The sequence below is a fragment of the Amycolatopsis ponsaeliensis genome (assembly GCF_030182635.1).
GTDB lineage: Bacteria > Actinomycetota > Actinomycetes > Mycobacteriales > Pseudonocardiaceae > Amycolatopsis > Amycolatopsis ponsaeliensis.
In genome coordinates this window covers 28,796-50,986 of the sequence record NZ_JAPZLD010000066.1, presented here as the reverse complement: position 1 = coordinate 50,986, position 22,191 = coordinate 28,796, and the positions used below count along the sequence as shown (strand labels likewise).

Annotated in this window: 29 protein-coding genes; 19 read left to right on the top strand and 10 right to left on the bottom strand. The window is 70.8% G+C overall.

The features are described 5' to 3' along the window. The first annotated feature begins 191 nt into the window (after positions 1-191). A complete protein-coding gene (locus QQ657_RS51445; protein ID WP_284749785.1) occupies positions 192-692 on the top strand; it encodes a TetR/AcrR family transcriptional regulator in 501 nt (166 codons plus the stop codon). Beyond that, positions 689-1,156 carry a DUF2867 domain-containing protein gene (locus tag QQ657_RS51440; RefSeq protein ID WP_284749784.1) on the top strand — a complete coding sequence of 156 codons (468 nt, stop codon included), beginning with the start codon at positions 689-691 and terminating at the stop codon, positions 1,154-1,156. Before QQ657_RS51445 ends, QQ657_RS51440 begins: the two co-directional genes overlap by 4 nt. Here QQ657_RS51440 and QQ657_RS51435 read toward each other — a convergent pair. Further along, the gene (locus QQ657_RS51435) at positions 1,128-1,673 is read right to left on the bottom strand and encodes an NUDIX domain-containing protein (protein ID WP_284749783.1); all 546 of its coding nucleotides are present in this window, start codon (positions 1,671-1,673) and stop codon (positions 1,128-1,130) included. The genes QQ657_RS51440 and QQ657_RS51435 overlap by 29 nt on opposite strands. Before the next feature lie 37 nt (positions 1,674-1,710). Here QQ657_RS51435 and nucS point away from each other — a divergent pair, with 37 nt between their 5' ends. After that, positions 1,711-2,370 (top strand): endonuclease NucS, encoded by a 660-nt coding sequence (nucS, locus tag QQ657_RS51430; RefSeq protein ID WP_284749782.1) that lies wholly within the window; start codon positions 1,711-1,713, stop codon positions 2,368-2,370. Position 2,371: 1 nt separating this feature from the next. After that, a complete protein-coding gene (locus tag QQ657_RS51425) occupies positions 2,372-2,578 on the top strand; it encodes a DUF1653 domain-containing protein (RefSeq protein ID WP_284749781.1) in 207 nt (68 codons plus the stop codon). 7 nt (positions 2,579-2,585) lie between these two features. On the opposite strand, the gene QQ657_RS51420 is transcribed toward QQ657_RS51425, so the two are convergent. Then, the gene (locus QQ657_RS51420) at positions 2,586-3,233 is read right to left on the bottom strand and encodes a ribosomal protein L7/L12 (protein ID WP_284749780.1); all 648 of its coding nucleotides are present in this window, start codon (positions 3,231-3,233) and stop codon (positions 2,586-2,588) included. A gap of 348 nt (positions 3,234-3,581) precedes the next feature. Between QQ657_RS51420 and QQ657_RS51415 the strand changes: the two genes are divergently transcribed. The 8 genes from QQ657_RS51415 to QQ657_RS51380 all read left to right on the top strand — a co-directional run bounded on the left by QQ657_RS51415 (position 3,582) and on the right by QQ657_RS51380 (position 11,846). Continuing rightward, positions 3,582-4,358 carry a hypothetical protein gene (locus tag QQ657_RS51415; RefSeq protein ID WP_284749779.1) on the top strand — a complete coding sequence of 259 codons (777 nt, stop codon included), beginning with the start codon at positions 3,582-3,584 and terminating at the stop codon, positions 4,356-4,358. A gap of 187 nt (positions 4,359-4,545) precedes the next feature. Next, positions 4,546-6,243 carry a sodium:solute symporter family protein gene (locus tag QQ657_RS51410; protein WP_284749778.1) on the top strand — a complete coding sequence of 566 codons (1,698 nt, stop codon included), beginning with the start codon at positions 4,546-4,548 and terminating at the stop codon, positions 6,241-6,243. Between the two features lie 10 nt (positions 6,244-6,253). Beyond that, positions 6,254-6,538 carry a hypothetical protein gene (locus QQ657_RS51405; protein WP_284749777.1) on the top strand — a complete coding sequence of 95 codons (285 nt, stop codon included), beginning with the start codon at positions 6,254-6,256 and terminating at the stop codon, positions 6,536-6,538. Positions 6,539-6,585: 47 nt separating this feature from the next. Next, positions 6,586-7,590 carry a DUF3558 domain-containing protein gene (locus QQ657_RS51400; protein WP_284749776.1) on the top strand — a complete coding sequence of 335 codons (1,005 nt, stop codon included), beginning with the start codon at positions 6,586-6,588 and terminating at the stop codon, positions 7,588-7,590. A 67-nt stretch (positions 7,591-7,657) separates the two neighbouring features. Further along, positions 7,658-8,659 carry a dihydroxyacetone kinase subunit DhaK gene (gene dhaK / locus QQ657_RS51395; protein ID WP_284749775.1) on the top strand — a complete coding sequence of 334 codons (1,002 nt, stop codon included), beginning with the start codon at positions 7,658-7,660 and terminating at the stop codon, positions 8,657-8,659. Then, complete coding sequence (gene dhaL, locus QQ657_RS51390; RefSeq protein ID WP_284749774.1) at positions 8,659-9,288, top strand: dihydroxyacetone kinase subunit DhaL; 630 nt, start codon at positions 8,659-8,661, stop codon at positions 9,286-9,288. The genes dhaK and dhaL overlap by 1 nt, the downstream gene beginning before the upstream one ends. Beyond that, a complete protein-coding gene (gene dhaM / locus QQ657_RS51385) occupies positions 9,285-9,956 on the top strand; it encodes a dihydroxyacetone kinase phosphoryl donor subunit DhaM (RefSeq protein ID WP_284749773.1) in 672 nt (223 codons plus the stop codon). The genes dhaL and dhaM overlap by 4 nt, the downstream gene beginning before the upstream one ends. A 120-nt stretch (positions 9,957-10,076) precedes the next feature. Beyond that, complete coding sequence (locus QQ657_RS51380) at positions 10,077-11,846, top strand: 3-hydroxyacyl-CoA dehydrogenase family protein (RefSeq protein WP_284749772.1); 1,770 nt, start codon at positions 10,077-10,079, stop codon at positions 11,844-11,846. On the opposite strand, the gene QQ657_RS51375 is transcribed toward QQ657_RS51380, so the two are convergent. The 4 genes from QQ657_RS51375 to QQ657_RS51360 form a co-directional block, all read right to left on the bottom strand. Further along, positions 11,847-12,362, bottom strand: a complete 516-nt coding sequence (locus tag QQ657_RS51375; RefSeq protein ID WP_284749771.1) for a hypothetical protein — start codon at positions 12,360-12,362, stop codon at positions 11,847-11,849. It lies immediately after the preceding gene. Positions 12,363-12,466: 104 nt separating this feature from the next. Further along, positions 12,467-12,877, bottom strand: a complete 411-nt coding sequence (gene tsaA / locus QQ657_RS51370) for a tRNA (N6-threonylcarbamoyladenosine(37)-N6)-methyltransferase TrmO (RefSeq protein ID WP_284749770.1) — start codon at positions 12,875-12,877, stop codon at positions 12,467-12,469. Next, the gene (locus QQ657_RS51365) at positions 12,874-13,299 is read right to left on the bottom strand and encodes a nucleoside deaminase (RefSeq protein WP_284749769.1); all 426 of its coding nucleotides are present in this window, start codon (positions 13,297-13,299) and stop codon (positions 12,874-12,876) included. Before QQ657_RS51365 ends, tsaA begins: the two co-directional genes overlap by 4 nt. Further along, complete coding sequence (locus tag QQ657_RS51360) at positions 13,296-14,135, bottom strand: LLM class flavin-dependent oxidoreductase (RefSeq protein WP_284749768.1); 840 nt, start codon at positions 14,133-14,135, stop codon at positions 13,296-13,298. The genes QQ657_RS51365 and QQ657_RS51360 overlap by 4 nt, the downstream gene beginning before the upstream one ends. Before the next feature lie 93 nt (positions 14,136-14,228). On the opposite strand from QQ657_RS51360, the gene QQ657_RS51355 reads away from it, so the two are divergent. Then, positions 14,229-14,693, top strand: coding sequence for an Lrp/AsnC family transcriptional regulator (locus QQ657_RS51355; protein ID WP_284749767.1), 465 nt, complete (start codon positions 14,229-14,231; stop codon positions 14,691-14,693). Next, positions 14,677-15,201 (top strand): P-loop NTPase family protein, encoded by a 525-nt coding sequence (locus QQ657_RS51350; protein ID WP_284749766.1) that lies wholly within the window; start codon positions 14,677-14,679, stop codon positions 15,199-15,201. Before QQ657_RS51355 ends, QQ657_RS51350 begins: the two co-directional genes overlap by 17 nt. A gap of 16 nt (positions 15,202-15,217) precedes the next feature. Here the strand turns inward: QQ657_RS51350 and QQ657_RS51345 are convergent, their stop codons facing one another. Next, complete coding sequence (locus QQ657_RS51345) at positions 15,218-15,694, bottom strand: Lrp/AsnC family transcriptional regulator (protein ID WP_284749765.1); 477 nt, start codon at positions 15,692-15,694, stop codon at positions 15,218-15,220. A 58-nt stretch (positions 15,695-15,752) separates the two neighbouring features. Between QQ657_RS51345 and QQ657_RS51340 the strand changes: the two genes are divergently transcribed. Next, complete coding sequence (locus QQ657_RS51340; protein WP_284749764.1) at positions 15,753-16,871, top strand: trans-sulfuration enzyme family protein; 1,119 nt, start codon at positions 15,753-15,755, stop codon at positions 16,869-16,871. Here QQ657_RS51340 and QQ657_RS51335 read toward each other — a convergent pair. Next, the gene (locus QQ657_RS51335) at positions 16,868-17,080 is read right to left on the bottom strand and encodes an FmdB family zinc ribbon protein (RefSeq protein ID WP_284749763.1); all 213 of its coding nucleotides are present in this window, start codon (positions 17,078-17,080) and stop codon (positions 16,868-16,870) included. The genes QQ657_RS51340 and QQ657_RS51335 overlap by 4 nt on opposite strands. A 45-nt stretch (positions 17,081-17,125) precedes the next feature. Here QQ657_RS51335 and QQ657_RS51330 point away from each other — a divergent pair, with 45 nt between their 5' ends. The 3 genes from QQ657_RS51330 (at position 17,126) to QQ657_RS51320 (ending at position 20,018) form a co-directional block, all read left to right on the top strand. Then, entirely contained in the window at positions 17,126-18,250 is a 1,125-nt protein-coding gene (locus QQ657_RS51330; RefSeq protein ID WP_284749762.1) for an alkaline phosphatase family protein, read from the top strand. A 96-nt stretch (positions 18,251-18,346) separates the two neighbouring features. After that, entirely contained in the window at positions 18,347-19,447 is a 1,101-nt protein-coding gene (locus QQ657_RS51325; RefSeq protein ID WP_284749761.1) for an NAD/NADP-dependent octopine/nopaline dehydrogenase family protein, read from the top strand. A 265-nt stretch (positions 19,448-19,712) separates the two neighbouring features. Further along, positions 19,713-20,018: an Rv1322 family protein gene (locus QQ657_RS51320; protein WP_284749760.1), complete on the top strand. Its 306-nt coding sequence runs from the start codon at positions 19,713-19,715 to the stop codon at positions 20,016-20,018. Positions 20,019-20,054: 36 nt separating this feature from the next. On the opposite strand, the gene QQ657_RS51315 is transcribed toward QQ657_RS51320, so the two are convergent. Beyond that, positions 20,055-20,594 carry a GNAT family N-acetyltransferase gene (locus QQ657_RS51315; RefSeq protein WP_284749759.1) on the bottom strand — a complete coding sequence of 180 codons (540 nt, stop codon included), beginning with the start codon at positions 20,592-20,594 and terminating at the stop codon, positions 20,055-20,057. Here QQ657_RS51315 and QQ657_RS51310 point away from each other — a divergent pair. Beyond that, on the top strand, positions 20,593-21,354 hold the full coding sequence (locus QQ657_RS51310) for an alpha/beta fold hydrolase (protein ID WP_284749758.1): 762 nt from the start codon (positions 20,593-20,595) through the stop codon (positions 21,352-21,354). The two genes, QQ657_RS51315 and QQ657_RS51310, sit on opposite strands and share 2 nt — an antisense overlap. Here QQ657_RS51310 and QQ657_RS51305 read toward each other — a convergent pair. Beyond that, positions 21,342-22,163: a phosphotransferase enzyme family protein gene (locus tag QQ657_RS51305; RefSeq protein WP_284749757.1), complete on the bottom strand. Its 822-nt coding sequence runs from the start codon at positions 22,161-22,163 to the stop codon at positions 21,342-21,344. The genes QQ657_RS51310 and QQ657_RS51305 overlap by 13 nt on opposite strands. Positions 22,164-22,191: the final 28 nt, after the last annotated feature.

Sequence of the window (22,191 nt, the reverse complement as noted above, 5' to 3'; positions counted from 1 at the left end):
TTGCGCACGCCGTTCCCCGATCACTTGGTTGCTGACCTTCGACAAGCCAGAAACTAAGCCGGACAACGGCGTGCGCCCCTTCACGCCACGCTCAACCACCCACACATCGGTGCAAAGAGCCACTTAAGAGCCATGAGGGTGCCCTTCATGACATTCGCTGGCCATACCATACGGTATGGTATGGTCGCGCCATGGCGGGCAAGAGGGACTGGCTGGACGCGGGGTTGGTGCTGCTGGCGGAGCAGGGTGCGCCATCGGTGACCATCGAGCGGCTGACCGAGCGGCTCGGCCTGTCGAAGGGCTCCTTCTACCACCACTTCAAGGGCACGACCGGCTACCGGACCGCCCTGCTGGAGCACTTCGAGACCGAACGCACGACCCGGTTCATGGAGCAGGCCGAGGCGGCCGACGGCGATCGCCTGGGCACGTTGCTGAAGCTCGTCCTCACGCCCGGTCCCGGCCTCGGGCTCGAGATCGCCATCCGGGCCTGGGCGCTGCAGGACGCCGAAGCGCGGGCGGTCCAGGAGCGCGTCGACCGGACCCGCGTGGCCTACCTGACCGAGGTCAGCGGCGACGCGGGCCTGGCGCAGGCGCTGTACCTGATCGTCGTCGGCGCCGGGCAGGTCGTGCCGCCGCTGTCCGGCCGGGAGCTCAAGAGTGCGTTGGAACTCGTTCTGGGGAGAAGGAAATGACCGAGCCCTTCGTCGATGGTGCCGACTACGTCGAGTTCGAGGAGATCGAAAGCGAGAACAGCCTGCGCGAGTTCATCGCGGGCATGTTCGGCTGGTCACCGGTCTGGGTGAAGGCCCTGTTCGGCGCCCGGTACGTCCTCGCCAAGGCGCTGCGGCTGGACACCGCATCCGTGCCGCGGTCCGGCCGGCTCCGGCCCGAGGACGTCGGGTTCGCGCCCGGCGACCGGGTCGCGTTCTTCACCGTCCGCGCCGGCGACCCGGAGCGCTACCTGGTCGCGGGCGTCGACGACAGTCACCTGAGCGGGTACCTGACGGTCGAAGCGGTGCCCGGCGCGCGGTTCCGGCTCGGCACGATCGTGCACTTCCACAACCGCGTCGGCCCGGCCTATTTCGCGCTCATCAAGCCGTTCCACCACCTGGTGATCCGCGGGATGCTCAGGGCCGGTGCCGCTCGACCAGCATGAGCTGACCCCACGCCGCGATCGACTGCGCGTCGGTGATCTCCCCGGCCAGGATCATCTTCTCGAGGTCCGCGCGCGAGAACCACGCGCTGCGCATGTCCTGCTCCTCGAGTTCGCGCTCGGGCTCGCCCTCGGTGATGTCGGTGGCGAGGAACACCCAGCCGCGCTGGCTGCTCATGCCGGCGGCGACGTCGAGCTTGCCGAGCGGCACCATCGAGCCGGCGCGCAGGCCGGTCTCTTCGCGCAGTTCGCGCACGGCGAGCTCGGCGGGCGGCACGTCGGCGAGGCCGGGCGCGGTGCCCTGCGGGAACTCCCAGCGCCGTTCGCCCAGCGGGTAGCGGAACTGCTCGACCAGCCGGAACCGGTCGCCGTCCTGCGCGATGACAAGGGCGTAGTCCGGCTTGTCGATCACGCCGTAGATGCCCGCCGAGCCGTCCGGGCGGCGGATGTCGTCCTCGCGCACGGTCATCCAGTCGTTCCGGTACACCTCACGGGACGCGACACGCTCAATGGGGTCCACCCGCCCAGTATCACCGAGGCTGTCCTACCCTCCTCGGGTGCGTCTCGTGATCGCGCGGTGCCAGGTCGACTACGCCGGCCGGCTCACCGCCCACCTGCCGATGGCCACCCGCCTGTTGCTCGTGAAGTCCGACGGGTCGGTGTCCGTCCACTCCGACGACCGTGCGTACAAGCCGTTGAACTGGATGAGCCCACCCTGCTGGCTGATCGAGGACGGCAACCTCTGGATCGTCGAGAACAAGCAGGGCGAGAAGCTGGTGATCTCCCTCGAGGAGGTCTTCCACGACTACACCCAGGCGCTGGGCGCGGAGCCGGGCCTGCAGAAGGACGGCGTCGAGGCGCACCTGCAGGAACTGCTGGCCGAGCACATCAAAACCCTGGGCGACGGCTACACGCTGGTCCGCCGCGAGTTCCCGACGGCGATCGGTCCGGTGGACATCATGGCCCGCGACGCCGACGGCAAGTCGGTGGCGGTGGAGATCAAGCGCCGCGGCGAGATCGACGGGGTGGAGCAGCTGACGCGGTATTTGGAGCTGCTGAACCGCGACCCGCTGCTGGCCCCGGTCCAGGGCGTGTTCGCGGCCCAGATCATCAAGCCCCAGGCGCGCACGCTGGCGGAGGACCGCGGAATCAGGTGCTTGACCCTGGACTACGACGAGCTGCGCGGCATCGAGTCCGACGAGTTTCGGCTGTTCTGAGGTGCTTCCGGGTCGTTACGTCCACTACAAGGGCGGCGAGTACGAGGTGCTCGGGGTCGCGTCCCACAGCGAGACCGAAGAGCGGCTCGTGGTGTACCGGGCGTTGTACGGTGCGCGGGGTCTTTGGGTGCGGCCGGAAGCGATGTTCGGCGAGACGGTCGAGACTTCGGACGGTGTGGTGCCGCGCTTCCGGCGCGTATCGGACTGAGGCCCGTTCACAGCAGTTCCACGGTCGCGCCCGCGTCTTCGAGCCTTTCCCGGGCGGCTTCGGCCTCCGGCGCGGATACCTGTTCCAGCAGGATCGACGGCGTTCCGGTCACCAGCTCCTTGGCATCGATGAGGCCGAGGCCGCGCACGAGCTGCCGGACCGTCCGCACGACCTCGACCTGGCGGGCGCCGGGATCGAGCAGGGCGACGTCGAACCGCTCTTGGCCACCCCACGGCCGGCTCCGCGCGTGGTGGTCGGAGCCGGGATGCGTGCTGAGCCGGTTCAGCCGCGCGGCGAACTCCCGGGCCACTTCCGCGCCGTCAGGGTGCCTGCGGAGGCTCACCGCTCGCTCGAGCTTCGTCCCCGGTCCTTCGATCACGACGTGCGCTTCGGTGTCGTACCGCTCCTTCTTGACTGCCAGCGCGAGGATGCCGAGGAACAGCACCCGGGGGATCGTGACGTGGCTGTTCCGGGCACTCCGGATTTCGACCCGCGCGGACAGGCCCGTCAGCGAATGGTGCAGGGCCCGGTCACCGGCGCCTTCGACGACGGCGGTTTCGGTCAGCCGCAGGCCTCCGAAGATCAGGGTGACATCCTGGCTCCTCCTGACAACGCCGCCCGGTGGCCGCGACGCACGGGAGTCGCCCTGGCGCACATCGTTGTTACCGAAGTACCGAGACCGAATCGATGCCGAATTGCGGTATCTGATTCCCGGGTGATTACTCCGCCAGGAAATCGTTAACCCGATACGTGGCCGAGAAGTGATCAGGTCCTTTCCGACCTGCCTTTATGCGCTGTTCGGGTGAGTTCGGGATCCTATTGTGCCCGCTCGTGGCACACTCTATTCCGAGGGGTTCCGCCGGTGGGTCCGGTGTGGCCGGAGGGTGGTGCGCTCGGCCGTCTTTCTTTGTCGTGCCTACGTTTTCAGTCCGCCTTCGAGCTCGTGTGCGCGTGCCTGTCCGGCCGGTGCGCGTGCGTTTTCGTCTGCACGGAGGAGGAAGTCATGCGTTATCGCCCACTCGGTTCCGATCCGGCCGACCCGCGTCTGGGCCGGTTCATTCCGGACGACTGGCGGCACGTCGAACGGTATCCGCTCACCGCGCTCTCCGACGCCGACCGGCCGACCCGGGCGCCGGTCGTGATCGGGGTCAACTGGTACTCCGCGTTCGACACCCCGGAGCAGGACGACACCTCCGGTGAGTTCTTCATCGCCAAGGCCGGCGTCAAGAAGCTGGGCCGGATCCGCGGCGGCCACTGCGTCTGCCTCGAGCCGGGCGGCACCCCGGACACCGACGCCTGGTACGCGTTCTACGACCAGGGCAAGGAAGGCGCCTGCGTCGGCTTCGGCTGGTCGCGGTGCATGTCGATCTTCAACGGCAGCGAGTACACCGCCCGCTGGCTCTGGGACTCGGCCAAGAAGCACGACGAGTGGCCCGAGACCAACCCCGGCGACGACAACGGCACGTCGGTCCGCGCCGCGGCCGAGGTGCTCAAGGAAGCCGGGCACGTCCTGTGGGACGACTCCTACGCCGCCGACGACTGGGAGGCGCGCGAGAAGTACGCGCCCGAGGCCAAGCAGGGCATCAAGGCGTTCCGCTGGGCCAAGTCGGTCGACGACGTGCACTCGGTGCTCGCCAACCCGCGGGCCGACGAGCTCGGCGCCGTGCCGCTGCTCAACTCGTGGGGCCCGGGCTACCCGCACCGCACCTACCTGCCCGACGAGGTGCTCGCCAAGCTGATCGAAGAAGACGGCGAGATCGCGGTCCCGACCGATCGGTGATCCACAACCGCTCCCGCGGTGCGTGACAGAGGGCGCGTTTCCCCAGGTCAAGGCCGGGGGGACGCGCCCTCTGGCCACTTTGGACAAGTCAACGTGCCGACCCTGAATCCATGCAGTACTGTCCGGATCCGACAGGACAGTGGTGATTCCTGTGGGTTGTTGTCCAGTTTGAAAAGAGGTGGGTCGGGTGCTCGTCCTAGCCGATGCGAACCTGCGACTCGACGCGAGCGCGATCGACTACATCGAGTTGGCGTTCTACTTCGTGCTCGTGCTCGGCATCGGGTACCTGGCACGGCGTCAAGTGTCCAGCAGTCTCGACTTCTTCCTGTCGGGCCGCTCGCTGCCCGCCTGGGTCACCGGCCTGGCGTTCATCTCGGCGAACCTCGGCGCGGTCGAGGTCATGGGCATGTCGGCCAACGGCGCCCAGTACGGCCTGCCGACCGTCCACTACTTCTGGATCGGCGCGATCCCGGCGATGCTGTTCCTCGGCATCGTCATGATGCCGTTCTACTACGGCTCGAAGGTCCGCAGCGTTCCCGAGTTCATGCGCCGCCGCTTCGGCAAGCCGGCGCACCTCGTCAACGGCATCAGCTTCGCCGCCGCTCAGATCCTGATCGCGGGCGCGAACCTGTTCCTGCTGGCCAGCGTGGTGAACCTGCTGCTCGGCTGGCCGCTGTGGGTGTCGATCATCATCGCCGCCGTGATCGTCCTCTCCTACACGGCGCTCGGCGGCCTCTCCGCCGCGATCTACAACGAAGTGCTGCAGTTCTTCGTGATCGTCATCGCGCTGGTGCCGCTGACGATCATCGGCCTCGTCAAGGTCGGCGGCTGGCAAGGCCTGGTCGACAAGGTCACCAACAGCCCGGGCGGCACCGCGCAGCTGCACTCGTGGCCCGGTGACAACCTGACCGGCTTCGGCAACAACATCCTCTCGATCCTCGGCATCGTGTTCGGTCTGGGCTTCGTGCTCTCGTTCGGGTACTGGACGACGAACTTCGTCGAGGTCCAGCGCGCGATGGCGTCGAAGAGCATGTCCGCCGCGCGGCGCACGCCGATCATCGGCGCGTTCCCGAAGATGCTGGTCCCGTTCATCGTGATCATCCCCGGCATGATCGCCGCGGTCACCGTCTCCGAGTACGTCAAGGACAAGCAGGTCCTGCTGGACGGCGGCACCGCGGAAAGCGGCGTCACCTTCAACAACGCGCTCCTGCTGCTGATGCGCGACCTGCTCCCGAACGGCATGCTCGGCATCGCGATCGCCGGTCTGCTGGCCTCGTTCATGGCCGGCATGGCCGCGAACCTCAGCTCGTTCAACACCGTCTTCACGTACGACATCTGGCAGACGTACATCAAGAAGGACAAGCCGGACGGCTACTACCTGCGCCTCGGGCGCGTGGTGACGTCGGTCGGCACGGTCCTCGCCATCGGCACCGCGTTCATCGCGTCGAACTCCGGCAACATCCTGAACTACCTGCAGGACCTGTTCTCGTTCTTCAACGCGCCGCTGTTCGCGACGTTCATCCTGGGCATGTTCTGGAAGCGGATGACCCCGCACGCCGGCTGGAGCGGCCTGGTGCTCGGTACCGCGTCCGCGGTCACCGTCTGGGGCCTGTCCCAGGCCGGGGTGCTCGGCCTCACCGGCCAGGGCATCAGCTTCGTCGCCGCCGGGACCGCGTTCGTCGTCGACATCGTGGTGAGCGTCGTCGTGTCGCTGGCCACCAAGCCGAGGCCGGACGAAGAGCTGGTGGGGCTCGTGTACTCGCTGACGCCGAAGTCGACGCGGCAGCACGACGACACCGGCGAGAACGCGGGCTGGTACCGCAGGCCGGGCCTGCTCGCGGGCATCGTGCTCATCCTGACCATCGCCCTCAACGCCATCTTCTAGGAGGTCCGTCATGGCTACCGAGTCCGGCGCGCGGCCCAAGAAGGCGGGCGCTTTCGACATCCGGCTGATCATCGCCCTGCTGATCGGCGTCTACGGCGTCATCCTCACCGTGATGGGCGCCTTCTTCACCTCCGACGCGGAGCTGAAGAAGGCGGCGGACGTCAACATCAACCTTTGGGCCGGCATCGGCATGCTGGTGGTCTCCGCGTTGTTCATCATCTGGGCCCGCGTCCGGCCGCTCGTCGTGCCGGCCGAGCCCGAGAGCGAAGACACACCCGCCGCCACGGCCGAATAGCCGGGTTGTCCGGACAGGGGTGCGAGGTTCCGGCTACCGTGCACCGCGTGCTCCCTGACGTCCGGCGCCGCCGTCTCCCGAAGCTGTTCCTGCTGGTCACCGCCCTCGCGCTGCCGCTGACCGCGTGCGGGCAGGACCTCGGCAAGTCCAACTTCGCGCGGACGACGGTGCCCGCGGCGGCCGGCACCGGCCAGGTCACCGACGGCCCGATCACCGACGCCGCCGTGGCGGCGAACGTGCTGCGGACGATCAAGCCGTGCCAGTTCCTGACCAAGGACGCTCTCGGCGCGCTGGGCCTCGGCACGGTCGAGGAGGACCCGTCGCCGTCGTCGATCGCCTTCGACCGGTGCACCAACAAGGTGAAGGACCCCGGCGGCAAGGAGATCCGGCTCGAGTTCGAGATCGGCGGCACGCTGCTGCCGCACGCGGACAAGACGACCGGCCAGGTCGGCGGGCTGCCGCTGCGCGTGAACAAGACCGACGACTCCAGCTGCACGGTCGCGACGATGACGGCGCTGAACCCGGACATGGCCCTCACGGTTTCGGTCACCTACCCCGGCGACCCGTGCCGGCCCGGCCAGACGCTCATGGACGCCATCGTGCAGAAGGTGCACAACTCGCCGGAGAAGTACTCGACGCCGGCGGGCACCGTGCTGACCGCCGACCCGTGCGCCATGGCCGACACCGCGGTGGTCGCCCCCGCCGTGCCGTCGGCGAAGTCCGCGCCCTCGGGCCTGCACTCCTGCCAGTGGCAGAGCAACGGCGCCAACCCGACCGTGACCGTCGAGTTCCTGCCGGGACTGCCGCCGATCGTCGGGGACGGTTACTCCAAGGTGGACCTCGGCAACGGCGTGACAGCTTTTCAGAAGCAGGCGGACGGGAGCGCGTCGCGGTGCACGGTGCAGTGGCAGCACCGGCCGTGGCAGGGCGACGACGTCGAACTGGCCCAAGTGGACTACGAGAACTACAACGCGAGCCCGAACGCCGACGATCCGTGCGGCAAGGCGGTCACCGTCGCGAAGAACGTCGTCACGAAGCTCCCCAAACCCTGATCTGGCGGCGGGCCGCGCGGAGAGGTAGGAAGGGGACACCCCACCCGCCGATGTGCCGGAGGTTGCCGTGAAGAAGATCATCAACGATCCGGCGAACGTGGTCGTGGAGTCGCTGCGGGGCCTCGCCGCCGCGCACGCGGACATCCTGCGCGTCCAGGAGGATCCGGACGTGGTGGTCCGCGCCGACGCGCCGGTCGCCGGGAAGGTCGCCGTCATCTCCGGCGGCGGGTCCGGGCACGAGCCGCTGCACGGCGGGTTCGTCGGCCGGGGCATGCTCGCGGCCGCCGTCCCGGGCGCGGTGTTCACCTCGCCGACGCCGGACGCCGTGCAGGCCGCCGTCACCGCGACCACCGGCGAGGCGGGCGCCCTGCTCATCGTGAAGAACTACACCGGCGACGTGCTGAACTTCGAGACGGCCGCCGAGCTGGCCGCCGCCGAAGGCCTGGAGGTGCGCAGCGTCGTGATCGACGACGACGTCGCGGTCAAGGACTCGACCTACACCGCGGGCCGCCGCGGGGTCGGCGGCACGGTGCTGCTGGAGAAGATCACCGGCGCGGCCGCCGAGCGCGGCGACTCGCTCGACGCCGTGACCGAGCTGGCGCAGAAGGTGATCGGCCAGGTGCGGTCGATCGGCGTCGCGCTGACCGCGCCGACCGTGCCGCACGCCGGCACGCCCAGCTTCGACCTCGGCGACGGCGAGATCGAGTTCGGCATCGGCATCCACGGCGAGCCCGGCCGCGAACGGATCCCGCTCGAACCGGCTGACGCGCTGGTGGCGCGGATGGTCCAGGCAGTGGTGGAAGACCTGCCGTTCGCCTCCGGTGACCGCGTGCTGCTGTTCACCAACTCGATGGGCGCGACGCCGCTCGTCGAGCTCTACCTGGCGCACGGCATCGCCGAGCGGCTGCTGGCCGAGCGTGGGATCGTGGTCGAACGCCGGCTGGTCGGCCCGTACATCACCAGCCTCGAGATGCAGGGGATGAGTCTGACGTTGCTCAAGCTGGACGACGAGCTGACCGAGCTCTGGGACGCCCCGGTCAACACCGCGGCGCTGCGGTGGGGGGTCTGATGACCTGCAAGGCCGACGGGGTCGCGGCGGCCGTGCGTGCCGCGGCGGCCGTGGTCGCCGAGCACCGCGTCGCGCTGAGCGAGCTCGACCGCGCGATCGGCGACGGCGACCACGGCGAGAACCTGAACCGCGGGTTCACCGCCGTCGTGGCGGCCCTCGACGCGGGCGCGCCGGAGACGCCGGGTGCGGTCCTGAAGCTCGTCGCGACGACGTTGATCTCCAAGGTCGGCGGAGCGGCGGGTCCGTTGTACGGCACGGCTTTCCTGCGTGCTTCGGCCAAGCTCGGCACCGCCGAGGACCTCGACGTCCCGGCGCTGCTGGACGCGCTGCGCGCCGGGCTCGAAGGCGTCCAGGCCCGGGGGAAGGCAGTGGGTGGCGACGCGACCATGGTCGACGCCCTGATCCCGGCGGTGTCGGCCGCGGAGAAGGCGGCCGAGGACGGCGGGGACGTCGCCGCGGTGCTGACCGCGGCGGCCGACGCGGCCGACCGCGGCGCGGAGTCCACAGTGGACCTGGTGCCGCGCAAGGGCCGGGCGTCGTACCTGGGCGAGCGCGCGGTGGGGCACATGGACCCGGGTGCGCGGTCGTCGGCGCTGCTGCTGCGCGCGTTCGCGGAGGCCGCCCGGTGAGTGTCGGCATCGTGCTCGTTTCGCACAGCTCGAAGCTCGCGGAAGGCCTGGCGGAACTGGCTGCCCAGATGGCGCCGGACGTCACCATCCTGCCGGCCGGCGGCCTCTCCGACGGCTCGATCGGCACCGACTACGACGAGGTCGTCGCGGCCACCCAGCGCGCCGACTCCGGCGACGGCGTCGTCCTGCTCTACGACCTCGGCAGCGCCCAGATGACGGCCGAGCTGGCCATCGAATCGCTCGCCGACCCCTCGGCGGCCATCGTCGCGGACGGCCCGCTGGTCGAAGGCGCGATCGCGGCGGCGGTCGCGGCGCAGTCGGGCCAGGACCGCAAGGCGGTGGCGGAGGCCGCCGCGGCCGCCGGGATGCCGGAGGACCTGGCCCTCTCTGAGGTCACGGCCGGTGGTGACGAGATCGAGCTGGAGCTGCACAACGATGTCGGCCTGCACGCGCGTCCCGCGGCGCTGCTGGTGCGCGCGCTGAGCGAGTTCGACGCCGAAGTCACCGTGCGGCTCGGCGAGCAGGAGGCCGACGCCAAGAGCGTGCTGGCGCTGATGTCGCTGGGTGCCCGCCAGGGTGACCGGATCCGCCTGCAGGCGAGCGGCCCGCAGGCTTCCGCCGCGCTGACCAAGGCGAAAGAGCTGGTGGACGGCAACTTCGGCGAGTGAACCCGGCTCGCCGACCGGGTGACTTGCGCGGTACTGACTCGATTCCGTGTGGGCTTCCGACGGCTGCGTGTGGCAGAGTCAGGGGCCAATTACCAGCGAGTAACATCTCTGGAGGCCTCGATGGCGCGGGACATCTCGACGGTCGGAGTGGTCGGCCTGGGCACGATGGGGGCCGGGATCGCCGAAGTGCTCGCGCGCAGCGGGCTCGACGTCGTCACGGTCGAGCTCGACCAGCCGGCGGTCGAGCGGGGCCGCGGTCACCTGCGGCACTCCACCGAACGCGCGCTTTCCGGCGGAAAGCTCGACGAGGCCGGCCGAGCGGCGCTGCTGGAACGGATCCGGTACAGCACTTCGCTGTCGGATCTGTCCGAAGTGGACCTGGTGATCGAGGCGATTCCGGAAAGCCTCGAACTGAAAGCTGACGTCTTCACCGAGCTGGACAAGGTCACCCGGCCGGACGTCGTGTTCGTGTCCAACACCTCGTCGCTGTCGATCACCGAGATCGGGGTGCACACGGCGCGCCCCGGCAAGGTCGTCGGCATGCACTTCTTCAACCCGGCGCCGGTGCAGAAGCTGGTCGAGATCGTGAAGACCGTGGTCACCGAGCCGGAGGTGGTCACCGAGGTGGTCGCGTTCGCCGAGCGGCTCGGCAAGGTGCCGGTGGTGATCGGCGACCGGGCGGGCTTCATCGCGAACGCGCTGCTGTTCGGCTACCTCAACCACGCGGTGCGGATGTACGAGCAGCGCTACGCCACACGCGAGGACCTCGACGCCGCGATGCGCTTCGGCTGCGGGTACCCGATGGGCCCGCTCGCGCTGCTCGACCTGATCGGGCTGGACACCGCCTACGAGATCCTCGACACGATGTACCACCAGTCCCGCAACCGGCTGCACGCGCCGGCGCCGCTGCTCAAGCAGATGATCACGGCGGGCCAGCTGGGACGCAAGACGGGCCGCGGCTTCTACGCCTACGACGCACCCGACTCGCCCAATATCGTCTCGGACGTGACGGTCGTGTCCACTGTGGACGGTGCGGAGCCGCGGCCGGTGGCCAAGGTCGGCGTGATCGGCACCGGGACGATGGCGACCGGCATCGCGGAGGTGTTCGCGAAACGCGGCCTCGACGTCGTGCTGCGCGCCCGGAGCCTGGAGAAGGCGCAGGCGTCCGTGGCGAAGGTGAAGAAGTCGCTCGACAAAGCTGTGGTCAAGGGGAAGCTGTCCGAAGAGGACGCTGCCTCCGCCTTGGCTCGGATCACCCCGGTGACCGACTTCGAAGCGCTTGCCGACGTCGACCTGGTCGTCGAGGCGGTGGCCGAGGAGCTTTCGGTGAAGCAGGCGGTGTTCGCGGCTTTGGACGAGGTCGTCCGCCCGGGCGCGGTCCTGGCGACGACGACGTCTTCGCTGCCGGTGATCGAGTGCGCGGCGGCGACCTCCCGGCCCTCCGACGTGATCGGTCTCCACTTCTTCAACCCGGCTCCGGTGATGAAGCTGGTGGAGGTGGTCTCGACGATCGCGACCGCCCCGGACGTGGTGGCGACGGCGAGCGCGGTCTGCGCCGCGGTGGGCAAGCACGCCGTCCACTGTGGAGACCGGGCGGGCTTCATCGTCAACGCGCTGCTGTTCCCGTACCTGAACGACGCGGTGAAGATGCTGGAGGCCCACTACGCGGGGGCTAACGACATCGACACGGCCATGAAGGTGGGCTGCGGCCTGCCGATGGGCCCGTTCGAGCTGCTGGACGTGGTCGGGCTGGACGTTTCCCTGGCCATCCAGCGGACGCTGTACAATGAGTTCCGCGAAGAGGGCTTCGCGCCGGCGCCGCTGCTCGAGCACCTCGTGACGGCCGGGCGGCTGGGCCGGAAGACCGGGAAGGGCTTCAAGGACTACTGATCAGCTGCCCAGGCTGAGGGCGACGTTCCCGTTTCGCGCGTCGTCGGGCTGCACCATGATCCGCCCCCGGTGGGACACCTCGACGAGGTAGAACTTCTCGCCCGCCGGAACGTTCGGCGCGGACAGTGTGAACACGCAGCTCCCGGCGCCGTTAGGCCGCCCAGATCCGAGTGCGCCTTGGGAGAGCACGGTTCCCGCGGCGTTGTAGACGGTGACCGTCGTCCCGGTCGTGATGTCGGAGTAGCCGCCGGAGCCACCGCAGGTGCTGTAGCTGTACCCGGTGCTGTACAGCGTGAACGTGCCGCTGAGAGCGAACGTTTCCGCGGGGGTGCCGGGCGTGCTGATGGGTGCACCGGAATCGGCCAGGTCGAGGCCGACCCACAGGGCGCCGACCAGGGCCGCGCCGGCCGCGGCGGCGAGCACCAGGTGCCAGGGATTCGTCTTCGCCCGCACCGGCGGCGAAGCCGGCGGCGGCGCCCAGGGGTCGGGCAGCACGGGTTCGAACGTACTGGTCATCGCCAGTCCTCCTCCGGCACATCGGGCTTTGCTCCGTTTGTACGCAGGAGGTCGGCCGGGCGGCGGCGGTCGTTACCCCGGTGCCCGGATCGTGATCGACCGGCTCAGCGGGCGGCCACCTCGCCGAGGACCGGTTTCACGTCCAGGACCGGTGTGCCGTCGATCGCTTCCAGGCCCGTCACCGTGAGCGTTCCGTTCTCGGCCGCCGTCACCGTCACCGTGTGGAGGCCGATCGGGTTCGGGCGGTCCGGGGAGCGTGTCGAGAACACCCCTTCGCGGGGGCGCGCCGGGTCGTTGCGCGGGTGGACCGCCTGGACCTCGCGGTCGGCTTCGTGCAGCCACGTCAGGAGCACCAGGCGGTCGCCCGGGTGGAGGTCGGCCGCCGCCGGGTGGAACTCCGGTGCGAACACCACCCGGGCCGGTGGGGCGCCTTCGTCGCCCTGTCTCGGCGCCGTGGTGCGGTCCGTGAGGGGCGACTCGACGCGCGCCACCGGGCGCACCTCGTAGCTCGTCACTTGTAGTACCCCTCGACGGGCACCCGGGCCTCGTCGAACAGGGCCGGGCCTTCCGTCTCGTAGCCCCACGTGACCGGCGGGCGCAGCGTGAGGAACTGTTCCGCCGACAGCGCGTAGACGACGCGGCCGAGCCCGGACCGCTCGATCGCGCCGGTGCACATCCCGCACGGCTGGGTGCTGGTGAACATCGTGGTCGCCGCCGCGACCTCGGGGGCCAGGTTCTGCGCCGCCCAGCGGGCGAGCTTCAGCTCCGGGTGCGCCGTGATGTCGTTGTCGGTCAACGAAGTGTTGCGATCCTCGGCGAGGACGTTGCCGTCCGCGTCGGCCAGCAGCGAGCCGAACGGCGGGTTGCCGTGTTCCTCGCGCGCTTCGCGGGCGAGCTCGATCGCGCGCCGCAGCAGGGCTTCTTCGGTTTCTTTCACCGGTTTTCCTTCCAGGAAGCGGCAATCGCCGCGAGGTCCCGCCACGCGACCTCCGGGTGGAGGGTTTCGGCGGGGTCCGCATCGAACGGGTCGAGCACGACGGTGTCCGCGCCCAGCGCCCGCAGCTGTGTCAGGTCGTCGAGGACCTGCTCGAGGGTGCCTTCCCCGGCGCGCCGGTCCGGGCCGGTCACGGGTTCGCCGGTCACCCGCAGGAGGATCCGCGGCGCGAACGCCGGCACCGGCCGGTCGCCGGCCAGGGTTTTCAGGCGTGCCAAGCCTTCCCGGAACCCGGACATGGTCATCCGCAGCGGATGCCACGCGTCGCCGAGCTCCACCGCGCGGCGCAGCCCCGCGTCGCTGTGCCCGCCCAGCCACAGCGGGATCGGGCCGGCCCGGTAGTCGTCGTGGTCGGCCCAGGCCGCGCGGATCGCCCGGAGGTACTCGCTGGTGAGCTTCCCGCGCTGGGCGAACGGGACGCCGAGCGCGTCGAACTCCTGCTTCGCCCAGCCGATCCCGGCACCGATCATCAGCCGGCCGCCGCTGAGCGCGTCGAGGTTCGCCGCCATCCGGGCCACCAGCAGGGGATGCCGGTACGGCACGACCAGCACGGTGGTGCCGAGCCGCACCCGCTCGGTGATGCCCGCGAGCCACGAAAGCGTCGTGAACGGCTCGTAGAACGGCGCCGGGTACTGGCCCGCGACGTCCGGGGTGATCGCGACGTGGTCGGACACCATCAGCAGGTCGTAGCCGAGGCCTTCCACGGTCCGCGCCCAAGCGCGCAACACACCGGGGTCGGTGCCGGGGCCGAAGTTGGGGACGTTCACGCCGATCTTCACCTGGAAAGGCTATCGAGGTCAAAGCGGTGATCGGAAGGGATCGATCACGGCGTTCGGCGGCTTCGGCCGTGGATCTCGCGGTACATTCGCCGGATGACCGAGATTCTCGATCAGACGGACTGGGCCATCCTGGTCGAGCTCCAGCAGGACGCCCGGCTGCCGCTCACCGAGCTCGGCCGCCGCGTGAACCTCAGCGCGTCGGCCACGACCGAACGGCTCCGGCGGCTCGAGGCGGCCGGCGTGATCACCGGCTACCGCGCCGACATCGACCTCGGCAAGGTCGGCTACCCGGTGCTCGCCGTCGTCCGGCTCAAGTACCCCGGCAGCCGGCACGAGGCACTGCACAAGCTGCTGGGCGAGCGCCTCGAGATCCTCGAATGCCTGCGCACTACCGGCGACGACTGCTACACGCTCAAGATCGCCGCGGCCTCGATGGCCCACCTCGAGCACACGATGGACGAGCTGGCCCAGTTCGGCAGCACGACCACGAACGTCGTCTACAGCCAGACGCTGCCCTACCGCGGACCGCGGGAGCCCGCTCGTGACCTCGACGCCTGAGCGCATCGTCGTCTACGGCGTGACCGGTTCGGGCAAGTCGACGCTCGCGGCCCTGATCGCCGGGCGCACCGGCCTGCCGTACGTCTCGGCCGACGACCTCACCTGGCAGCCGGGCTGGGTCGCGGTACCCGACGACGAGCAGCGCCGCCGCATCGCCGAGGTGTGCGCGGGGGAACGCTGGGTCCTCGATGCCGCGTACAGCAGGTGGAAGGACGTCGTGCTGCCCCGCACGCAGCTCGTCGTGGGGCTCGACTACCCGCGCTGGCTTTCCCTGGGCCGCCTGGTGCGCCGGACGGCCAAGCGCTCGGTGACCCGCGAACGGATCTGCAACGGCAACGTCGAGTCGTTCCGCCAGATGTTCTCCGCGGACTCGATCATCCGCTGGCACTTCGCGTCGTTCGCGCGGAAACGGGCGACCATCCGGGCCTGGGCCGCCGAGTCGCCCGGCCCCGAAATCCGCCGGCTGACGTCCCCGCGCGAGACCCGCCGCTGGCTGGACACGCTGTGACTCGAACGGCCGGACTTCAGGTGGTCGGCGGCAGTAGCGGGCCGCCGCTCCAGTGCTGGAACACGAGGTTCGTGTGCACGCGGGCGACCTCGTCCCGGGCGGTCAGCTCGTCGAGGACCAGCCGCTGCAGCTCGCCGGCGGAGCTGGTCGCGACGTGCGCGAGGAAGTCGTCCGGCCCGGTCAGGTGGTAGACCGCGCGGACTTCGGGCAGCGACAGCAGGTGGTCGACGAACGGGTCGACCAGCGGCCGCCGGTGCGGGCGGACCTGGACGAACAGGAACGCCTCCAGCGGGCGTCCCAGCTTCGCCGCGTCGACTGAAGCGTGCTGCCCGGTGATCACGCTGGTGTCCCGCAGCCGGGCGACGCGGTCCAGGCACGTCGACGGCGCGATGCCGACCGCGGCCGCCAGGTCCTTGTTGGTGACCCGGGCATCGTTCTGGAGCAAGCGCAGAATTTCGAGGTCGACCGGACTCAGTTCGACAGAATCGGACATCGGCGAATGATATCCGAGAGTGTTGCTTCGGATCCGGTGAAAGCTCGACCATGCTGGCATGACCTCTTCGCTGCGCACGCGTGCCGTCCACGCCGGCCGTGACGACCTCACGGACCTCGGCGTGCACGCCGTCCCGCTCGACCTGTCGACGACCTACCCCTCCCGCGACAGTGCCGCCGAAGCCGCCCGGATCGACGAGTTCGCCGCCGGCGGCGAACTCGACGGCCCGCCGATCTACGGCCGGGTGGGCAACCCGACCGTCGAACGGTTCGAGCGTGCGCTCGCCGAACTCGAAGGCTTCGAGCACGGCGTCGCGTTCGCCAGCGGCATGGCCGCGGTCTCGGCCTGCCTGCTTTCCGCGGTGGCGCAAGGGAAACGGCACGTCGTTGCCGTGCGCCCGCTGTATGGCTGCAGTGACCACCTGCTCGAGTCCGGGCTGCTCGGCACCGAGGTCACCTGGGCCGCGCCGGACGCCGTCGCCGCCGCGCTGCGGCCCGACACCGGGCTGGTGTTCGTCGAGACGCCGGCCAACCCGACGCTCGTCGAGGCCGACATCGCTGCGCTGGCTCGTGCCTGCGGAGACGTGCCGCTGTTGGTGGACAACACTTTCGCGACCCCGGTGCTGCAGCGCCCGGGCCTGCACGGCGCGCGGATCGTGCTGCACAGCGCGACGAAGTTCCTCGGCGGCCACGGCGACGTGATGGGCGGGGTCGTCGCGTGCGACGCAGCGGAAGCCGCCCGGCTGCGGCAGATCCGCTTCGCCACCGGCGGCGTGCTGCACCCGCTCGCCGGATACCTGTTGCTGCGTGGGCTTTCCACGCTGCCACTGCGCGTCAACGCCGCATCGGCCACCGCGGCGACGCTGGCCTCACGGCTCGGCGACCACCCGGCGGTGACGGCCGTCCACTACCCGCGGCTGGGTGGGCCGCTGGTGGCGTTCGAGGTCGACGGCGACCCGCACGCCCCGATCGGCGCGGTCCGGCTGATCACGCCGGCCGTCAGCCTCGGCAGCGTCGACACGCTGATCCAGCACCCGGGGTCGATCAGCCACCGGATCGTCGACGCGGGCGACCGGCACGACGCGGGCGTGTCCGACCAGCTGATCCGGCTGTCGGCCGGGCTCGAGGACGTCGAGGACCTCTGGGCCGACCTGGAGCAGGCTCTGAAGGCTCTTTAGCCGCAGCAGCCGCCGCCACAGCAGCCACCGCCGCCGCCCGCCGAGACCGCGGGTCCGCTCGCGGCCCCGGTGAGGGCGACCGTGGTGAGCAGCTTGACGGTGTCGGCGTGGCCGTCGGGGCAGGTCGCCGGCGCGCTCGATTCGCTCATCGGGCGCAGGAGCTCGAAGGTCTCGGTGCACTCGCGGCAGCGGTAGGCGTAGGTCGGCATGCCGCGATTATCGCCGGAGGAGTCCGGGGATGGGAAGCTGGGCGCGTGCAGCCGCCACCGCTTGCCGACGTCCCGCACCTCGGCCAGGTCGTCCCGTCCCTGCTCACCGCGCTCGGGGTGCCCGGCTTCGGGAACACGCTGGCGCTGCCGGAGGCCCGCAGCGCCGGGGTCCTGCTGGTCGACGGGCTCGGCTGGGAGCTGCTGGCCGAGCACGCCGCCGACGCCCCGGTGTTGACCGAACTCGCCCGGGAGTCGTTGCGCGTGGGCTTCCCGTCCACGACGGCCGCCGGGGTGGCGGCGATCGGCACCGGGCTCGCTTCCGGCGAGCACGGCATGGTCGGCTACACGTTCGAGATGCCCGGCACCGGGGTGCTCAACGCGTTGCGCTGGTGCAGCCACGAAGACGGCAGTGACCTGCGTGGCGCCCTCCCGCCCCGCGAGGTGCAACCGCTGGCAACGACATTCGAACGGGCGGCCGCGGCAGGTGTCGCCGCCGCGGTGGTGTCGTCCGCCAAGTTCCGCGACACCGCCCTGACCCTGGCCACCCAGAGCGGTGCGCAGTACGCCGGGGTACACGCGCTGGGCGACCTCGCCGCGCGGACGTTGTCGGTGCTCGGCGAGCGGGCGTTCTGCTACGCCTACCACAGTGAACTCGACCTGCTGGGGCACGTGTACGGCCCCGGGTCCACCGCGTGGCGGATGCAGCTGCGGCAGATCGACCGGCTCGTCGAGTCCCTTGTGGACGGTCTGCCGGCCGGTGCGCTGCTCGCCGTGGTGGCCGACCACGGGATGGTCACCGTCGACGACAAGCTCGACCTCGAAGACGTCCCGGAGCTGCTTTCCGGCGTCCGGACCTTCGGGGGCGAGGTGCGCGCCCGGCACGTCTACACCGAGCCGGGCGCGGCCGCGGACGTCCTCGCGGCCTGGCGGGCGGTGCTGGGCGAGCGGGCCTGGGTGCGGTCGCGGGAGGAGGCCATCGCCGAGGGGTGGTTCGGGCACACGGTCAGCGACCGGGTGCTGCCGCGGATCGGTGACGTCGTCGCGGCGGCCCGGGGACAGTTCGGGATGGTGCGAGGACTTGCCGAAGCCGTGGAGACGTCGCTGATCGGGCAGCACGGGTCGCTCACCACGGCCGAACAGCTGGTGCCGCTGGCGCTCGCCCAAGGGTGACGGGTCCCGTTCTTCGAGAATGTGCCCCGGCGGGAACTTTCCCCGCCGGTGTGCCGACCTGTCCACTGCGTACCGGATCGACGGGGAGTGGGCGGGATGAGCGGGCTGGACGGGATCGGGGTCGTCGGGGCGGGTGGTGAGGGACGGGCCGTGGCGGCCCACCTCGCCTCGCGGGGGCTGCCCGTGCACCTCTGCACGCGGGATCTCTCGGCGGTGAGGGACATCGCGCGCCGGCGGGAGATCGTCGCGAGCGGGGTGCTCGACGGCCGGTTCCCGCTGCGCGAGGTGACGGCGGATCCCGCGTCGCTGGCCGGGCGGGCCGTGGTGCTGGTCGCGACCGTGACGACCGCCTATCCGGAGGTCGCCGTCCGCCTCGCGCCGTATCTTCGCGTGGGCCAGGTGGTGGTCCTGTTCTCCAGCAAGCTGTGCGGGAGCGTCGAGTTCGCGCACGCGCTCGCCGCCGCCGGGGCACCGGAGGTCGACGTCGTCGAGACCGACGCGTTGTTCGCCGCGCGGCCGTCCGGGACCGGCGGGGTGACCGTGCTGGGGGCCAAGGGCTGGAACCTGATCTCGGGCAGCACGCCGGCTGCCGTCGGACGGCACACCGGGCTGTTGCGCGAGTGGTTCCCGATGCTGGAGGTCGCGCGCAACCCCGTCGAACGCGGCCTGCACGACTTCGGCGCGGTCGCGCACGTACCGATCGCGCTCGCCAACCTCGGCACCATCGACCGCGCGGAGGAGCTGCTCTTCTACGTCGAAGGCGTTTCCCACCGCACGATCGCGCTGCTGGAACGGACCGAGGCCGAGTTCGCCGCCGTCGCACGGGCGTACGGCGCCCGGCTGCTGCCCATGACCGAGGTCCTCGACCGCTACTACGGCTGCCCGGCCACGACGTTGCTCGACGCGCTGCGGACGGTGGAGCCGTACCGGACGATCGCCGCGCCGACCAGCCTCGACCACCGGTTCCTGACCGAGGACATCCGTTCCACGCTCGTGCCGCTGCAGGCACTCGCGCGGTGCGCCGGGGTCGCGACGCCGGTGGTCGACGCCGCCATCACGATCATGTCCGTGCTCGGGGGCGAGGACTTCCGGCGGACCGGGCGGACGCTGGCCCGGCTCGGCTGGGACGGCCTCGGCCACGACGGGATCCGCCGCCGGTTGCGGGCCGGCGGCCGGGTGGCCGGTCGCGCGGCCTGAGCTCCGACGGGTGGCACTCGTGATCGGACGGGCATCACGTGTGACGGGAGGGGCATCACCCGTGATTGGACGGGCATCTCGCGTGATTGAAGGGGCATCACGTGTGATTGGAGAGTCGACTCGCGTGATTGGAGGGTCGACACGCGTACCTGGACGGTCGGCTTGCGTGCCTGGAGGGTCGGGTTGCGTACCTGGGGGACGACTCGTCTGGCTGGGGCGGGTGGAGGGTTGGGGTGGGCGGGAGGCGGGCGGATACCGTTTGGGGGTGCCTCGACGCAACCGTCCCGGCCGCCGCGTGGACGGTGGGCCGCCCGAACGCGACCTCGGTGCCGCCACCGGCTGGGCCCGGGCCGAGTCCGGGGCCGACGGTGACTGGCTCGTGCGGACCGTGCCCGGTTCGCAGGCCACCAAGGACTACCGGTGCCCCGGCTGCGACCACGAGATCCGGCCGGGGACGCCGCACCTCGTCGTCTGGCCCGCCGAGGAGACCGGCTCCGTCGCCGACCGGCGGCACTGGCACCGCGCCTGCTGGGACGCCCGGGCGCGGCGGCGGCCGAACCGCCGGCGGTGACCCGATTCCTTCTGGAGTTGTCAAACATCGCCCGGCTCAGCGCCGGTAGTGCCGCGACATCGCGCCGTCGTACATCTCCTCCGTGTACTCGGTGAAGCCGAGCCGCTCCGCCACCCGCAGCGACGGCTTGTTCGCGATGCTGACGCTCGCCAGCACCGGCACCGACGGCAGTTCGCGGGCGCACCACTCCAGGACCGCCAGCCCGGCCTCGCCCGCGTACCCCTTGCCCCACGCCGACGGCCGGAACCGGTAGCCGAGGTTCAGCACCTTCTCGCCGTGGAACTCCCGCAGCCGCACCCCGCACATGCCGAGCACCTCGGTGCCGCCGCGTTCGGTCACCGCCGGGTAGCCGAAGCCGTGCTCGGCCCAGTGCGCCAGCCACTCCGAGAACATCGCCGACGCACGCGGGACGTCGGGCGGGTCGGGGTGGAAGCGGTTGGTGCGCGGGTCCGTGTGGATGTCGACCATCGCCTGCCGGTCCGCCTCGTGGAGCGGACGCAGCAGCAGCCGGTCGGTTTCGATGTCGGTGAACACATCGGCGAAGCTAGCGCGGGGGTCCGACAAAATATCCCGCATGACCGAACTGCCGCTGGTCCTCCTCCACGCCTTTCCCTTGGACGCCCGCATGTGGAACGCGGTGCGCGAGCCCCTCGCTTCACACCTTCGGGTGATCACCCCGGACCAGCGCGGACTGGGCCGCTCGCCGCTGCCGGACTCGGACCGCGAACCGAGCCTCGAGGACGCCGCGCGCGACGTCGTCGCCCTGCTGGACCGCCTGGAGCTGGACCGCGTCGTGCTCGGCGGCTGCTCGATGGGCGGCTACCTCGCGATGGCCGTGCTGCGGCTGGCCCCGGAGCGGGTCGGCGGGCTCGTGCTCATCGACACCAAGGCCACGCCGGACACGCCCGAGGCCGCGCAGAGCCGGCTGGACGTCGCCAGGCGCGTCGAGGACGAAGGCATCGAGGGCTGGCTCGCCGAGGCCAACCTGCCGAACCTGCTGGCCGGGTCGACGCGCGAGCAGCGGCCGGACGTCGTCGAGACGGTCCGGGAGATCATCGAATCGCAGCCGCCCGCCGGGATTTCGTGGACGGCGCTCGCGCTGCGGACGCGGCCCGACTCCCTTGATCTGCTGCGCGACTCGGGAGTCCCCGCGCTGGTCGTCGTCGGCGAAGAGGACCCGATCACGCCGGTCGCGGCGGCGAGCGCGATGGTCGAAGTCATGGCCGGCGCGACGCTCGTGGTGCTCCCGGAAGCCGGCCACCTGACCCCGCTGGAGGACCCGGCGGGCGTGGTCGAGGCGATCCTCTCCTGGTACCCGGCGACTCACGAAAAGTAGGCGGCGAGCGCCGCGCGGGCGCCGGGGAGCCGGTGCGGGAACCGGATCGCGATGACGTACTGCCACGCGACCGAGTAGAGCTCCCGCACCCGAACCCAAGGCTCGAGAGCGGCGAAAGGCACCTCGCCCGGGTAGGCGGCCACGAACTCCGGGCCGCCCTGCCGGGCGAGGATCCCGAGATCCCAGGCCAGCGGGCCGAGCCAGGTGTCCTCGAAGTCCAGCCAGCAGGGGCCCGCGGGGGTGGCGATCACGTTGCCGGGGTGCGCGTCGCCGTGCAGCGGCTGCACGGCGACGTCCGGCAGCGTCGCGGCGAGGCGCGCCGTCTCCTCGCGCAACCGGGGCGCTTCGCCGTCCAGATCGTGCCGGTCGAAGATGCGCTCCAGGTCGTCGAGCGGGCCGCGCCGGGGGAGCTCGCCCGGGAACTCCCGCAACGCCGAATGCACCTCGGCGAGCGACCGCGCGACGACGTCCGGTGCGTACCGGTGGTCCGGATCGTGCGGCGTGTGGTGCCAGAGCGTGACCGGCAGGCCCTCGGCGAAATGCGGTCCGGCCGGGGGATCCGTGGCCGGTGAGACGACGGGCACACCACGTTCGGTGAGGAACCGGGAGAGGGCCACGTCCCGTTCCTGCCACGCCGGCCCGGTCCGCGCGAGGCGGGTGGTCCCCGGCACCCGCGCGACCAGCGGACCCAGCTTCACCAGCACGTTCGAGCGTTCGTGGAGGACCTCCGGCTCGTGGTCGCGCAGACCCAGCCGGGAGGTCACGGTCCGTGCCGCGCGGACCGCGGCACGCGTGTATTCGTCGGCCACGGCCCGATCTTGCCAGCCGGTGCGCGCG

Bases quoted from the DNA above. Each gene is read 5' to 3' on its own strand.
- QQ657_RS51445 (WP_284749785.1), top strand. From the start codon at position 192: ATGGCGGGCAAGAGGGACTGGCTGGACGCGGGGTTGGTGCTGCTGGCG.
- QQ657_RS51440 (WP_284749784.1), top strand. From the start codon at position 689: ATGACCGAGCCCTTCGTCGATGGTGCCGACTACGTCGAGTTCGAGGAG.
- QQ657_RS51415 (WP_284749779.1), top strand. From the start codon at position 3,582: ATGCGTTATCGCCCACTCGGTTCCGATCCGGCCGACCCGCGTCTGGGC.
- QQ657_RS51405 (WP_284749777.1), top strand. From the start codon at position 6,254: ATGGCTACCGAGTCCGGCGCGCGGCCCAAGAAGGCGGGCGCTTTCGAC.
- dhaL (WP_284749774.1), top strand. From the start codon at position 8,659: ATGACCTGCAAGGCCGACGGGGTCGCGGCGGCCGTGCGTGCCGCGGCG.
- QQ657_RS51380 (WP_284749772.1), top strand. From the start codon at position 10,077: ATGGCGCGGGACATCTCGACGGTCGGAGTGGTCGGCCTGGGCACGATG.
- QQ657_RS51375 (WP_284749771.1), bottom strand. From the start codon at position 12,362: ATGACCAGTACGTTCGAACCCGTGCTGCCCGACCCCTGGGCGCCGCCG.
- QQ657_RS51355 (WP_284749767.1), top strand. From the start codon at position 14,229: ATGACCGAGATTCTCGATCAGACGGACTGGGCCATCCTGGTCGAGCTC.
- QQ657_RS51345 (WP_284749765.1), bottom strand. From the start codon at position 15,694: ATGTCCGATTCTGTCGAACTGAGTCCGGTCGACCTCGAAATTCTGCGC.
- QQ657_RS51340 (WP_284749764.1), top strand. From the start codon at position 15,753: ATGACCTCTTCGCTGCGCACGCGTGCCGTCCACGCCGGCCGTGACGAC.
- QQ657_RS51335 (WP_284749763.1), bottom strand. From the start codon at position 17,080: ATGCCGACCTACGCCTACCGCTGCCGCGAGTGCACCGAGACCTTCGAG.
- QQ657_RS51325 (WP_284749761.1), top strand. From the start codon at position 18,347: ATGAGCGGGCTGGACGGGATCGGGGTCGTCGGGGCGGGTGGTGAGGGA.
- QQ657_RS51310 (WP_284749758.1), top strand. From the start codon at position 20,593: ATGACCGAACTGCCGCTGGTCCTCCTCCACGCCTTTCCCTTGGACGCC.
- QQ657_RS51315 (WP_284749759.1), bottom strand. From the start codon at position 20,594: ATGCGGGATATTTTGTCGGACCCCCGCGCTAGCTTCGCCGATGTGTTC.